This window comes from Robertmurraya sp. DFI.2.37, assembly GCF_029211245.1.
Classification (GTDB): Bacteria; Bacillota; Bacilli; order Bacillales; family Cytobacillaceae; genus Robertmurraya; species Robertmurraya methanolica_A.
Genome location: NZ_JARGEJ010000014.1, coordinates 20,752 through 35,907 on the forward strand (window position 1 = coordinate 20,752; position 15,156 = coordinate 35,907).

Here is a 15,156-nt window from a genome sequence, read left to right on the forward strand (position 1 = left end):
TTGCACTCCTCATTTTTTTTCATTTAAATAATAGCGTAATTTTCGCAATGTAATCCCAAGTTCTTCTGCTGCCTTTTTTCGATTTCCAATCGTATTTTTTAACGCTTTTTCAATAAAGGCTTGTGTTGTTTTTGCTTCAAGCATATTCATCATTTCAAACACATTATTTAAGTCTGAGTTTTTTTTCGCATATAACATTTTTAATATTTCTTCTGACCAGTTTCTTAAAAATGGTTCAAAGTTGGCATGGTGATAAACCTGAGTGGATGGGTCATTCATATTGTGAACATGATCGCTTACATTTCGAAATCTTTCCGGAAGATAGTCCGCTGTAATCACTGCTGTTTCTTCTTCAGCAAAGGTGACTGCTCTTTTAATGACATTCACTAGTTCACGAATATTTCCTGGCCATGTATAAGAACGAAGACAATCAAGCGCTTCTTTTGTAAAGGTAAAGTTCAGTTGCTCCTTTTGTAGATAAAATTCAATAAATAGAGGAATGTCTTCAGAGCGAAGGCGCAGCGGTGGGATCGTTAGCTTCACTACATCAAGACGATAAAGAAGATCTTCACGAAATGAACCATTTTTGACAGCATTCTCAAGTTTAACATGGGTAGCAGCGATAATTCTGGCAAGATTAAACTCAGTCATTTCACCGCCAACTTTTATAAATTCGCCTGTTTCCAATACTCGTAAAAGCTTCACTTGTGCAGTCAATGATGCTTCTCCAATTTCATCAAGAAATAAAGTGCCTTTGCCTGCAAGTTGAAAGAACCCCTTTCGGTCTTTCGTAGCACCGGTAAAAGCTCCTTTTTCATGGCCAAACAATTCACTTTCAAGCAAATTTTCTGAAATGGCACCACAATTTATTCCGACAAAAGGATAATTTTTACGCAAGCTTGCATGATGAATGAAGCGGGCAAGGATCTCCTTGCCGGTTCCCGTTTCTCCCTCTATCAGGATCGGGATATTTTTCTGAGCTAATTTGTGAGCTAATTTGAATACCTGTATCATTTCTTTGTTGTTGCCAATAAAACAATTCAATTGCAGCGCTAATTTATCAATTTCAGCGTGATTAGAACCATTTTCATTTTGTAAAATCCGCTCCGTTAAATGTTCAATATCTTTAATATCATCAAATGGTTTTTCAATAAAGTCATTTGCGCCAAATTTTATCGCATCCACAGCCGTTTGAATAGTGGCATACCCAGTCATGACGACTACTTTACAAGCTGGCTGCACCGTCTTTAATGTTTTCAAAATAGCAAGGCCATTTCGGTCAGGGAGTTTCACATCAAGAAATGCCAATTGAAACTCTTTATTTTGAATTTTTGAATCGAATTCCACACCACTAGAACAAATGGTCATCGAGTGCCCTTTATCATTTAATAAATGCGAAAGAAATGTGCTAACTTCTTTCTCGTCATCAACGATTAAAATCTCTGCCATTGTTTCACTCCTTGATCGGAAGAATTAGCTTAAATGTACTACCTTGATTCTGCTTACTTGTTACTTTGATCGTTCCACCATGGGCTTCAGCAATACCAAGGCTAACTGATAAGCCGAGACCTGTTCCTTGTGCTCCTGTTTTTGTCGTAAAAAAGGGATTAAAAATCTCAAGGATAGATTGCTCCTCTATGCCGGAGCCATTATCAGTTACAGCAAGGATAACTTTGCCATGTTCTTGAAAAGTTTCAAGTAAAATTTTTTTCGGATGGTCACTGCCTTCAAAAGCATCCTTGGCATTTAATAATAAATTTAAAATAATTTGCCCAATTTGTTGCAAGTTGCCATCAATAAATGGAAGTTTATGATCGAGCTTCGTTTCTACTTCAATCATTTGTTTATGCAATTGATTGCCAATGATGCTCAATACTTGAGCTACAGCATCATTTACGGAGCACTTTTCAAAGTGATACTGCTCCTGTCGAGAGAAGGTTAGTAGATTGCGAATGATATTTTTACTTCGTTTTCCACATTCATGAATGTCTTCAAGTAGTTGCTTTAATTGAACATCTTTTAGCTTTAATTTTCTTTTTAAAAGTTGTGCATTCCCCATAATCGCAGTTAAGGGATTATTTAGTTCGTGCGCTACACCAGCAGCCATTTCACCAATCGCCGCGAGCTTTCCAGATTGGAGCAACTGTGCTTCAATCTGTTTTTTTGCAGTAATATCCTTAATATAGATGATCGAAGCATACTGTTCGTTATGTTCATCCAGAACAGGATAGCAATAATATTCACAAATCCTTTTAGCGATAAGGATCTCCCCAGAAGAAGGGAAATTTAAAATAGGCGAAAATTGAAATGGGTAGTCGCCCTGTTTGAATGGAAAGTCATGAATTGAATGTCCTTCTAGTTTCTCGGAATGGGAAAATATTTGTTGTGCTGCTTTATTTGCTTGAAGGATGATCCCATTTAAATCAATGATGAAAATGGCATCAAATACGGCTTGAAAAGTTTCTTCCCACTGTTTCTTTCTCTGCAACACTTCATTGAAAAGACGTGCGTTTTCTAAACAAACAGCAATTTGATTGGAGAGCTGTTGGAAAAACGTGCGATCAGTCTCCAATAACTCCAGTTTTTCCTTGCTTCCTAATGAAAGAATACCAATCGTTTTATCTTTATACTCAAGAGGCAATAAAAGGAAGCTTTTAAGCTCCATATTGAGCAAAGCATGATCTTCGAATATTTCCTCGTTTTCTCTAATGTAGTAAAGGTGAGCTTGACCTGTTTTTAAAACAGTCCAGTACAGGCTCTGCTGTTTTGGAATGAGCGTTCCTTGCTCAAAATAGTGTAAATCTAATGGATAGCAGTGTGAAAGAGTAAGGATATTTTCGACTTTTAAGAAAAGTGATATTCGATCAATCGGAAAGATTGTCTTTAATTTTCCAAGCACTTTTTCTAGCATATCATTTATGGACATGTCGACATTAAAGCTTCGCATGATCTCGTTAATAATTTCTAATTGGATATTTTTCTTTTCGAGTTCGTGGACGGTTTCTTTCAATTCTGTATAATAATTCCTTTTTGACGATTGAATTCCTGTTAATAATTCAATCATTCTTTCTTGTTTATTCACGGAATATCCCCCTTATAATGCTTGATGAAAAAGCCTTTCTACATCTTTTTCCTTAATATCGCGGGGATTCGTAATCATGCAAGCATCGTTCAAAGCAAGACAGCTTAATTCTCTAAGTATCGTTTCTTCAAGTCCCATTTCCGATAAAGATTGAGGGGCACCAATATCAAGTGATAATTGTTTTACATGTTCGATCGCTTTTTTTCCAGCTTCGTATACACTTAAGCCTTCAGTATGTTCACCAAGCAATTCAGCAATATCGCAAAATTTTTGAGGAGCTGCTAACAAATTAAAGTCCATCACATGAGGTAGAAGGACTGCATTTACATCGCCGTGCAACAGCGGATATCGACCACCAACTGAATGCGACATAGCATGTACAGCGCCCAATATTGCATTGGAAAATGCGAGCCCGGCTTGAAGGCTTGCCATGGCCATATGCTCCTTTGCTTCTTTATTTAATCTTGAGGCTACTGATGGTCGTAAATATTTGGAGACAAGACGAATAGCATTTCTTGAATATACCTCCGTTAAAGCAGTTGCGGCGACGCTTACATATGATTCAATAGCATGTGTTAAAACATCCAAACCAGTTGAAGCGGTAAGATGGTCGTGTTTTGTCGAAAGGGTGAGCGGGTCAATAATCGCAATATCGGGAACGAGCGATTTTGAAATAATCGTCATTTTCTTTTTCTTTTTGCTGTCAACAATTACAGAAAATTGCGAAACTTCGGACCCGGATCCGGCTGTTGTCGCCGCCATAATAAGGGGAGGGAGAGGTTTTTTTATTTGATCAACTCCTTCGTACTCTGAGATTGTTCCGCCATTTGTGACTAAAATAGCTACTGCCTTTGCTACATCAATGGCACTACCGCCACCAATTCCGATAATTGCATCGCATTCATTCTCAACATAAACATTAGCACCAAGCTCTGCTTCATAATCTTTCGGGTTAGTTGTAATTTCATTGAAACTTGTGTAGCTTAATCCTGCGTTTTTACAGCTTTTTTCAACCACATCTGTCCAACCGGCCTCCATAACCCCTCGATCCGTTACAATTAGTACGTTTTTTGCTCCGAGTCGGATACAACTTTCTCCTACCTGGTAGAGGGAATTGTGACCGAATATTACTTCAGGCATGACAAATTTATTGATCATCACTACACCACCAATCATTATATTAAAGTAAATATTCGCTAATAATTGGAAAAATCCTTCGTAACATGTATTGTTCATTTGCTTTTAATGATTAAGGATGACAAAAAAACAGAACACGAACAGATTCTATCATCTGAACGTGTTCTGTTTTTTATTTTTCTTTAGGCTTTTCATCGAGAATCTTTCGCAATTCCTTAATATCATCATCTGTAAGAGATTCTTCCTCAATAAATTGAACAAGCATCGATTTAACAGCTCCACCGTATATCCTTTTTACAAATGATTCCGTTTCAGCACGTTGGCATTCATCTTGAGAATATAAAGGATAAAAAGTGTATACTTTTTGATTTCGATTGACTCCTACGACGTTTTTATGAACGAGACGATCTAAAAGGGTGCGAATCGTCTTAGGCTTCCAATCAGTTGTTTCTTGAAGAGAAGCAATGACTTCGTTGGCAGTTAGTGGTGATTTATGCCAAAGAATATTCATTACCTCCCATTCTGATTCTGAAATGTTGGGAATATTCTTCACCAACAATCCTCCTCCTCATCAATAAATCTTTAATATATGCCTTTATCTGCTAAGATCGATAAGGCAATTTCTGCAGCTTTGCTCCCAGCAGCGTTTCCTTGATTTTCAATATAACTTGCGAAGAAGAAAGTATTGTCCTCCGTTTCAACATATCCAATGAACCATCCTCTAATGTTTACCCCGTTTACATTTCCTGTTCCTGTTTTGCCTGAGAGAACCCGCCCAGGTTTTTCCTCCAAACGGAGAGCGTCCTTAACTGTATTGACGTTATCTTCATTAAAGGAAAAATGATTTGTATAGAAATCGTGAAGAACGTTGACTTGTTCAAGAGGAGAAATCTTTAGAGAAGATTCAAGCCAAAATGAATCAATTCCTCCAGATATATTTTCATTTCCATAACCCAGCTTTTTTAAAAAGGTTTCGATCGTTTCAAGACTATTTTCTTTATCTAACTGTTGAAAATACCAATTGACAGAATTTTTTAAGGCAGACTCTAAATCTTGATTCATATTCCATGCTGGATAGGGGTTTTCCTTTCCGTCCCATCTAAGGGTGGAAGAGTGCCGTGTAATGATATTAGATTCTAAGGCAATTAAACCACTATAAATTTTATAAGTGGAGTCTGGCGATACTCTTAATGAACTTTTATCCTCGTTGTATATGCGGTACTGATCTTTATTTTGATCGTATAAAACAAAGCTTCCTTCAAAGCCTGAAAAATATTTACTTAAATCTTCATATACCGTTTTATCCTCGATGTTATAGTAGCGATTGTTTTCCTCAGCAAAAACAGAAATGAACGGTAATTGAGTTGCGAGCACTATACTTATGAAGCTAAAGATGAAAAAGCTTTTCCACTTTGAGCATTTAGATTGCGGTGAATAGGAGGCTATTTGTTCTATTCTCTTTTTCATCTGCTCCTTGGAGCCGTTTAAAAGGGTTGCCAAAGTAAATTTTCTTTTGAACATACCTTTATCGATAAAATTGATAAGCGTGTATCCATAATCACGGTGATCATCTGATTCCAATGATTGTAGAACAGCCATATCGCAAGCAATTTCACGATCAAGACGCATCTTTTTGAATGCCAACCAGACGAGTGGATTGAACCAATAAACAATTTGAAAAGCAATGGAAAAATAATTTATTAAAATATCATTGTTTTTAAAATGATTTAGCTCATGTAAAAAAATATGTTCCATTTCCTTCTTCGATAGCTGAAAAGAGGAAGGTAAGACAACATATGTTTGAAAAAGCCCATACATCATGGGTGAAGTAATATGAGGCGACACTACCACTTTAATATTTCTTGATATTCCCAGTCTTTTTTTACAAACTGCAAAGACTTTTAAAGTCTCCCGATCGGTTAACTGGATCGAATATTTTTTGATGTTTCTAATGGAAAACCATGCTTTTAATGTGACGCAGACAAAAAATAGCATTCCGCCAAGCCAGATTGTCGCAAGTACGACATTCAGAAGGGATAAATCAGGCTGATTGACCGTAACTGAAAAATCTTCAATCCAATTGAATGTTTCTCCCGTTTTATGACCTTCCTGAGCAGTTAAAGAACGTGTCTGAATTTCATTTTCGATCGTTCGAAATTGAAAATGTTCGTTAATGTTAAAGATGTGAAGAGGTATAAATGGAATCATTAAAACGATAAAAAGGATGTACCATAGATGATAATGCCATTTAGCAGAAAGATGGTTTTCAAATAATTTTTTCATAACTAAAATGACGATGATCGAAAAAGATGAAGCGATAAAACCGATCATTAAATGATTTAAAAACATCCTAATATCCCTCCTTACATGTTTATTCAACATTTGATAATACTCGAATTCTACCATTCTCCTAATCAATTAGCAATTCGATATATAAAAAATTGACATTATTTGATTACGTATGTAGTATTATACTACAAATGTAGTCAGATTACTAATGTAATCGAATAGGGAGGAAATGAACATGAAGCTTAAAAAACGACTATATAAAGCAATGACATTATTATTCTTTTTCACTGTTATCGCTGGATGCAGTGAGGAAGAAACAAAAACAGAAGTGGGAGTGGATTCCACAACAGAGCAATTTAAACAGCTTGAAGAAGAATTTGCGGCCCGGTTAGGTGTTTACGTAATTGATACGGAAACGAATAGGACGATTACCTATCGGGCCGATGAAAGATTTGCGTATACTTCAACTTTTAAACCATTTGCAGCGGCATTTATTCTGCAAAAGTCTACTATTAGTGAACTAAACAAATTGAAGACCTTTACGACAAATGATCTTGTTACATACTCACCGATTACAGAAAAGCATGTTCAAACGGGTATGAATTTATTAGAGATTTCAGAAGCAGCGATTCAATACAGTGACAATACAGCAGGAAACCTTTTGCTTGAGGAGCTCGAGGGACCAAAGGAGTTACAGCAGGCTTTGAGAAAAATTGGTGATCAAACAACAAGTGTCGATCGTTATGAAACGGAATTAAATGAAGCAACACCTGGTGATTCTAGGGATACGAGTACACCAAGAGCCCTTGCTAAAAACCTTCAATATGTTGGATTAGATGAATTTCTCTCCGAATCTAAGAAAGATATTTTTCAAGATTGGTTGAAGGGAAATACGACAGGGGATTCCCTTATTCGGGCTGGAGTTCCCAAGGATTGGGTCGTCGGTGACAAAAGCGGTGCGGGAGGTTATGGAACTCGAAATGACATCGCGATTGTCTGGCCGCCTGAGCGAAAGCCAATCATTATGGTGATTATGTCGAGCAAAGATGAAGTGGAAGCCACTTACAATGATGAGTTAATTGCTAATACAGCGAAAGTGATCGTCGAAACACTTAAATAGAAAGAGGTTTGTCACTTGAATAAAAAGAGAAATAAACCTATGAAGAGGATGAATATTTTGTTTTTTGTTGTTTTTGTTCTCTTCTCCATATTAATTATTCGTCTTGGCGTTGTACAAATTGTGAACGGGGAAGCGTATCTTCATGAATTAGATAAACAAGAATCAACTATCGTTCAATATGAGGTTCCACGAGGAAAAATATACGATCGGAATCAGCGTTTAATTGTTTATAATACACCTGAACAAGCGATCACCTTTACGCCTCCAAAACATCCGCAACCAGCTGAACTATTGGATTTGGCCAAGGAACTATCGGCAATGATCAAGATGAACCAAAAGGATATTGAAAAAGTCCGTACTCGGGAATTGAAAGATATTTGGTTGCTAGAAAATGAAAATGGGGAACAGCTTGTAACAGCAAAAGAATGGCAAGCTTGGAAAAATGGTGACCTTACGGATAAGGAAATATACAACAAAAAGCTTGAGAGAATTACTGCAAATGATTTAAAAAGCGTTGAAGGCAATACGGCAGCTATTTATCGAAAGCTTTCAAGTGCCATCGCTTTAACACCTGCAATCATAAAAAACGAAAATGTATCTGATGAAGAGTTTGCTAGAGTAAGTGAAAATTTAGCTCGTTTACCTGGTGTAGATGTAACAACAGATTGGAAAAGAGAAAGCACCTATGGAGATACATTTTGGAATATGATTGGTGAAGTGACGACGACAGATGAGGGTCTTCCAGCAGAAAAGGCAGAACAATATAAATCAATGGGGTTTAACCTCAATGATCGAGTTGGAAAAAGCTATTTAGAAGAGTTATATGATCAAGTATTACAGGGCAATAAACGTCAAATGAAGATTACATCTGCTCAAAGCGGAAAAGTGATAGATAAGGAGATCGTCGCCGAGGGAGCACTAGGTAAGGACATCGTCCTTACCATAGATATGGAATTTCAAAAACAAGTCGAGAGCATTATGGAGGAGGAGCTCTTAAAGGCGATACGACAGCCTCATACAGAAACTCTTGATACAGCATTTGTTGTGGCAATGGAACCAAAAACTGGCTATATTCTTGCTATGTCTGGAAAAGTGTATGACCGAGAGTCAAAGAAGTTTTATGATTATACGCCTGGCACATTTACTTATGCCTTTGAACAAGGTTCTGTGGTCAAACCAGCAACATTGCTTGCAGGTTATCAAACAGGTGTACGAAAAATAGGAGAAACGATCTTGGATGAAGTCTTGCATATTAAAGGCTCTGGTACTTTCTCGTCTTATACGGTAATGAATCGAGTTAATGATTTAAAAGCGCTCGAACGTTCCTCGAATGTGTATATGTGGTTAACAGCAATCGAAATGATGAATGGCAAGTATGTTAAAAATGGACCGTTAACGTTTGATCCTGAAAAAATTGAGATGATCCGCTTTTACTTTAATCAATTTGGCTTAGGTGTTCCTACTGGAATCGGCTTTTCAAATGAAACTACTGGAATTAAAGGCACGAATCAAAGTACTTTTTTTCAAATTGCGATTGGACAGTTAGACACTTATACACCAATGCAAATAGCCCAATACATTTCAACTATTGCAAATGGTGGTTATCGAATGAAACCGTTACTTGTTCAAGAAATAAGAGAACAAGTAGAAAACGATACTTTAGGAAATATTGTTGACAGAATTCATCCTGTTGTCTTAAACCGGATTGAAATGGAGGATAAATACATCGAGCGGGTGCAGCAAGGACTTTGGCAGGTAACTCATGGAGCACAAGGAACCGCTAGAAAATTTTTCCTCAACGAACCTTATGATGCTGCAGGAAAAACAGGAACAGCGGAATCGTTCAAAAATGGTGTGAAAACATGGAATCAATCTTTTGTTGGATATGCCCCATTCGATCAGCCAGAAATTGCGCTCGCCGTCATTGTTCCGCACGCATACAAGGATGGTTATGCTGCCCCGCACAGTACGGCTAACTCGATTAGTCAAAGAATCTTCCGGGTGTTCTTTAATGAATAATATAAGCGTAGTTATAAGCAGGAGTTGAAAAAGATGAAACGAATTACTTTATGGATGCTCACTTTCTTCCTCATGTTCATGGCCGGTGGCTGCTCAAAAAAGTTAAGTCCTGAGGACAGCTTTTCCATGTATCTAGAAAGCTGGGAAGAACTGAATTTTGCTAAAATGTATCAGCATTTATCCCTAAACGCGAAAGAAAGAATGTCCGAACAACAATTTGTGGAAAGGTATGAGAAGATCTATAACGGAATAGAAGTGAAACAATTAAAGATTACTGGGCGTTATACGGACACGGAAGAAACGAAAGGAGGGGCAATAACATTGAAATATATGGTCCGTATGACTACAAGTGCTGGGCCGATTGAATTTGATCACCAAGCCCAGTTGGTAAAAGAAAAAAGTAATGAAAAACAACAGTGGTTTGTTGATTGGGAGCCCTCTCTTATTTTTCCAATGATGGAGGAGGGCGATACAGTAGGAGTGAGGACGCTTAAGGCGACAAGAGGAGAGATTTATGATCGACACGGCAGTGGTCTTGCGATCAATGCACCAGCTTATGTAGTGGGAATAGTGCCAGAAAAGCTTACAGATCGAAAAGAGACTTCGATTGAAGCATTAGCAGACCTGTTAGCAATAACACCTGACGAGATAAAGCAAAAACTAAGCGCTGACTGGGTTAAGCCAGAATTGTTTGTTCCGATAGTAACACTTCCTTATGGTCAAAAGGATATCGAGCCTTTTTTAACAATACCAGGTGTGATGATCCAAGAGGAAATGGTACGAACATATCCTTTTGGTCGTGCCACCGCTCATTTAATTGGCTATGTTCGAGAAATCAGCGCGGAACAACTACAAGACTTAGAGAAGCAAGGCTATTCCGCTGGTGATATTATTGGTAACACAGGATTAGAGAGCATTTATGAAAATAAATTAAGAGGAAAGAATGGAGCCCATATCTATATCCGTGATAAGGATGGCAACCTAAAAGAAACATTGGCGCAAACAGATGCTGTTGATGGAGAAACGCTTCAGCTGGCACTTGACGCGAACTTACAGTACGAAATTTATCAACAACTCGAGGGAGATGCAGGAACATCTGTCGCGGTTGCTCCAAAAACGGGTGCTCTTCTTGCGTTAGTGAGCACTCCAGCATTTGATCCAAACGCATTTGTACGTGGCTTATCAACAAAACAGTGGGAAGAATGGAGTCAAAATCCGAAAAACCCATTCTTTAATCGTTTTCTTAACCGAAGCGCCCCCGGTTCTGTTTTCAAAACAATTACTGCAGCTGCTGGCTTAAAGTTAGGAACGATAGAGCCAAATGAAGGAAAGCAAATTAACGGTCTTCGTTGGTCGAAGGATGAGTCTTGGGGAGGATATTACGTGACCCGAGTGAAAAATAAGTCTACAGTTAATTTAAGAGATGCTTTCGTCTATTCAGACAATATTTATTTTGCTCAAGAAGCAATTGAAATGGGAATTGAAAGATTTGTTAATGCGATAACAGAATTCGGCTTTAATGAGGAGCTGAATTTGCCATTTACTATGGCTCCTTCTCAACTATCCAATGCTGGGATCAATACAGAAGTTCAATTAGCCGATTCCGCCTACGGTCAAGGGGAAATTTTAATGAGCCCTATTCATTTAGCGATGACATACACTCCCGTCCTCAATGATGGAGATATGCTTTATCCCCTCTTATTAAAAGAGGAAGAACGAAAGATATGGAAAAACAACCTTCTTGATCATGAAACAGTTGAACGAATAGATTCATATCTCCTTGATGTTGTGAAAGACCCTAATGGCACTGGTCATGGTGTCTATATTCCTACAAGAGCAATTGCCGGAAAGTCTGGTACAGCCGAAATCAAAGCCAGCAAGAGCGACACACAAGGTACTGAAAACGGCTGGTTTGTTGCCTATGATCATGACAAACAAGATCTTTTGATTGCGATGATGATTGAAGATGTGAAACAACGAGGAGGCAGCAGTTACGTTGGTAAAAAAGTAAAATCGATTTTTCAATTGCTGCCATAATGACGGTAGTGAACAATTTGATTAGAAGAGATGTAAAGGAACGAATGGTAACGATTTTGGCAGCTATATAATGAGGAGGTGAGCAATTGAAAAGGAGGAGGTTAAAAACAGGTGACGGCCTTGATGATGAAGGGTTTATCGTTAGTGACGTTAACTTGAAATTAATTGATGACGTCTATATGCCTTTTATTAGAGAGTCGGTAGAAAAACTTAAAAACAGTTTTTCAAGAAATTTGCACAGTGTTTATGTTTATGGCAGTGTTGCAGGAGGAGATGCTATCCAATGTAAGTCAGACTTGGATCTTCTTACGGTTTATCAGGAGCAACTGAGTTCTGATCAGTCGAGCCATTTAAAACTTCTTGCTGAACAATTGTCATACAAAGCTAATTTACTGTTTCGTGAAGTCGGCATTGCTGTCGGATATTACGATTATATAATGGATCCGGCAAATTATTATGAGCAGGCATTTCTTAAAGAATTATGTGTTTGTCTATACGGAGAAGATTTAAGACCGCGATTTGGTCCTTATAAACTAACACCGGAGATAGCGATAAGTTTTAATGGAGATATTTGCGATGTTTTACAACGGACAATGAGAAGAATAAGTATAGCTTCAGATGAAGAATTTAAAAGCATCATACAAGGATTTGCCCGCAAACTCATCCGTACGTATTATTCAATGGTCATGGCACGTTCGCAAATATGGTCAACAAGACTAAATGAGCAATCAGAAGTGTTTATCCACCATTTTCCTATGAAAGAAGCAAATGTGAGAACGATTCTAAATTGGGCTGGGGGGGCTTCGATAGATCGAAACATCTGCATAAAATTATTTAGAGAAGAAGGTCAGTGGCTTTGTGAGAACTTCTTTAATGAAGCCAATAAAACGAATGATTAGGATTAGCACTATATAATAGAAAAGAGTAGTATTTGACGTGATCAAATACTACTCTTTTTGCATCATAAATCATTGAAAAAAATACGTGATTATGGTAAATTTATATAGATATTCATTGTGTATTTTAAAATTAACAAAACTACCCTATTTTAATTATACAATGTGGGTAATTTATTCGTCAACCCTTTTAAAAACTTTTTTAGGAGTGTTTTTTATGAATTCTAATTTCGAGGCAGAGCAACGACGATTAACCGGCGTAATGGAAAGCATCTCAGAGGAGATAAACAGATTGGAAGATGAAACATCACGCCGGAAAAATGAAGTCATACAAATTCGTAAACACTTCTGGGATGAAGTGAAAGTAAATACGGATACCTTCGATGACTATCTCGAAACGATCATTGGCTTGAGACAAGAGGTGCAAGCATTATCCGTTAGTCAGGGAACTCATAGACATGCATCAAAGCGTCTCTCGACATTGCGACGTATGCAGGAAGTACCTTATTTTGGACGGATCGATTTTTAGAAGAAGATACTTCAGTACCTGAACAAATTTATATCGGAATTTCTACTCTTCGGGATGCTAGTGGAGAAAATTTTCTCATCTATGATTGGAGAGCTCCGGTGTCGAGTGTTTATTATGATTATCAACCTGGGCCAGCGAAGTATACGACCCCTGGTGGGATAGTTCAAGGAAAACTAGAAAAAAAGTGGCAATATCTTATTCGCAGTGGTCTTCTTCATTCAATGTTTGACACAAGCATTACGATTGGAGACGAGATATTACAGGAGGTACTTGGTAAAGAAAGCAATAAGAAAATGCACAATATCGTTGCAACAATTCAACAGGAACAAAACAAAATTATCCGTTACGATAAGGGAAGACTTCTTATTGTACATGGAGCTGCAGGAAGCGGGAAGACATCGGCAGCTATGCAAAGAATTGCCTATTTGCTTTATAAATATCGCGGTCATCTTCTTGCCGATCAAATTATTCTTTTTTCTCCCAATAAGATGTTTAATAGTTACGTTTCCAATGTGCTTCCTGAACTTGGCGAAGAAAATATGCAGCAAGTAACGTTTCAGGAATATTTACAGCACCGCTTAAAGAGAGAATCACAACTCGAAACTCCTTTTGATCAATTGGAATTTGTTTTGACGCAAAGGAGTTCTTCATTCTACAATTTAAGAATCGAAAATATTCAATTCAAAGCTACTACTACTTTTTTTAAAGCATTATATGCATACCATCAGTCACTAGCATTTTCTGGTATGCAATTCAACGATCTGATCTTTAGAGGACAGCCAATCATCACTTCTTCCCAAATCGCCGAACAATTTTATAACGATATTGGCACACTGCGATTTCATCAACGACTTGAAAAGGTCAAGGATTGGCTCATGATGAAACTAAAAGAAATTGAAAAAAAAGAACGGGATAAATCGTGGGTAGAGGAGGAAATAGAATTACTAAGTAATGAAGCATACCATCGGGCACATCGAATTCTAGCAGAAAAACGAGGCTTTACACGGGAAAGATTAGCTGAGTACGAAATGGAACCGAAAGCACTTGCCCGTTTAATCGTTCATCAGAAATTAAAACCATTACGTAAGCAAGTAAAGACATTGCGCTTTATTCATTTCAAAGAGTTATATAAACAATTTTTTACTGATTCGGAAAGGGCCAAAAAGTGGATTGGCGAAGAAGTGCCGACAAATTGGGCTGCTATTTGCCAATTGACAGTAAACATGCTGGAGGAAGATAAGCTCTATTACGAAGACGCAACCCCATATTTATTATTGAAGGAGCTAATTCAAGGTTTTCAGAGTAACAACACGATTAAACATGTCGTTGTTGATGAGGCACAAGATTATTCCCCATTTCAATTTGAATTTTTAAAACATCTATTCCCGAATGCTCAAATGACCGTCCTCGGTGATTTTAACCAAGCAATCTTTGCTCACGCGCGAGAGATGAGCGACTTTACGCAACTGACAAATCTTTACGGACAAGATGAAACAAAAGTATTCAATATAAGTAGGAGTTACCGTTCTACAAAACCGATTATTGAATTTACACGATCATTTCTTCCTAATGGTGACCAAATTATTCCCTTTGATCGAGAAGGTGAGGCACCTATATTAAAACAAGTAGCCAACCATGATCAACTTCATCGTTCCATCGCTGATATCATGAGCGATTTGCGCAATCATAATGTTAATAGTATTGCCATCATATGTAAATCTGCTGAGGAAAGTAGACGTGCCTATGAAGGGCTTTCCATAATCGAAGAAATGAAACTTTTGAAAAGCAATTCTCTCGAATATGAAGGAGGTATTGTTGTCATCCCAACGTATTTGTCAAAAGGGATTGAATTTGATGCCGTTATTATTTATGATGCCTCAGAGGATGTTTACGGCGACGAGAGTCTGAGCCGCACTTTTTACACGGCTTGCACAAGAGCTATGCATAAATTGATTATATACAGTGTGGGACAACCTTGCCGTTTGTTGCAAAAAGCTCGGCAAGAAAAATTAATAAGAGAAATGGATTGAAGCAAAAAAGGAGGAGT

At 37.7% G+C, this 15,156-nt stretch carries 9 protein-coding genes and 1 pseudogene; 5 read left to right on the forward strand and 5 right to left on the reverse strand.

The features are described 5' to 3' along the window. Positions 1-9: 9 nt before the first annotated feature. From PZE06_RS09805 to PZE06_RS09825, 5 genes are all read right to left on the reverse strand, one after another. Entirely contained in the window at positions 10-1,449 is a 1,440-nt protein-coding gene (locus PZE06_RS09805; protein ID WP_150915512.1) for a sigma-54-dependent transcriptional regulator, read from the reverse strand. 4 nt (positions 1,450-1,453) lie between these two features. After that, a complete protein-coding gene (locus PZE06_RS09810; protein ID WP_191963210.1) occupies positions 1,454-3,082 on the reverse strand; it encodes a sensor histidine kinase in 1,629 nt (542 codons plus the stop codon). A 12-nt stretch (positions 3,083-3,094) separates the two neighbouring features. Beyond that, positions 3,095-4,243, reverse strand: a complete 1,149-nt coding sequence (locus PZE06_RS09815; protein ID WP_150915513.1) for an iron-containing alcohol dehydrogenase — start codon at positions 4,241-4,243, stop codon at positions 3,095-3,097. A gap of 148 nt (positions 4,244-4,391) precedes the next feature. Next, positions 4,392-4,775 (reverse strand): penicillinase repressor BlaI, encoded by a 384-nt coding sequence (gene blaI / locus PZE06_RS09820; RefSeq protein ID WP_150915514.1) that lies wholly within the window; start codon positions 4,773-4,775, stop codon positions 4,392-4,394. Between the two features lie 26 nt (positions 4,776-4,801). Next, complete coding sequence (locus PZE06_RS09825) at positions 4,802-6,568, reverse strand: BlaR1 family beta-lactam sensor/signal transducer (protein WP_150915515.1); 1,767 nt, start codon at positions 6,566-6,568, stop codon at positions 4,802-4,804. 169 nt (positions 6,569-6,737) lie between these two features. On the opposite strand from PZE06_RS09825, the gene bla reads away from it, so the two are divergent. The 5 genes and pseudogenes from bla to helD all read left to right on the forward strand — a co-directional run bounded on the left by bla (position 6,738) and on the right by helD (position 15,139). Further along, positions 6,738-7,628 (forward strand): class A beta-lactamase, encoded by an 891-nt coding sequence (bla, locus tag PZE06_RS09830; protein ID WP_483314059.1) that lies wholly within the window; start codon positions 6,738-6,740, stop codon positions 7,626-7,628. A gap of 15 nt (positions 7,629-7,643) precedes the next feature. After that, complete coding sequence (locus PZE06_RS09835; RefSeq protein ID WP_225310665.1) at positions 7,644-9,647, forward strand: peptidoglycan D,D-transpeptidase FtsI family protein; 2,004 nt, start codon at positions 7,644-7,646, stop codon at positions 9,645-9,647. Between the two features lie 33 nt (positions 9,648-9,680). Beyond that, positions 9,681-11,684, forward strand: a complete 2,004-nt coding sequence (locus tag PZE06_RS09840; protein WP_150915517.1) for a penicillin-binding transpeptidase domain-containing protein — start codon at positions 9,681-9,683, stop codon at positions 11,682-11,684. An 86-nt stretch (positions 11,685-11,770) separates the two neighbouring features. After that, on the forward strand, positions 11,771-12,583 hold the full coding sequence (locus PZE06_RS09845; RefSeq protein WP_150915518.1) for a nucleotidyltransferase domain-containing protein: 813 nt from the start codon (positions 11,771-11,773) through the stop codon (positions 12,581-12,583). A 214-nt stretch (positions 12,584-12,797) separates the two neighbouring features. Then, positions 12,798-15,139 (forward strand): annotated as a pseudogene (gene helD / locus PZE06_RS09850) (RNA polymerase recycling motor HelD). Positions 15,140-15,156: the final 17 nt, after the last annotated feature.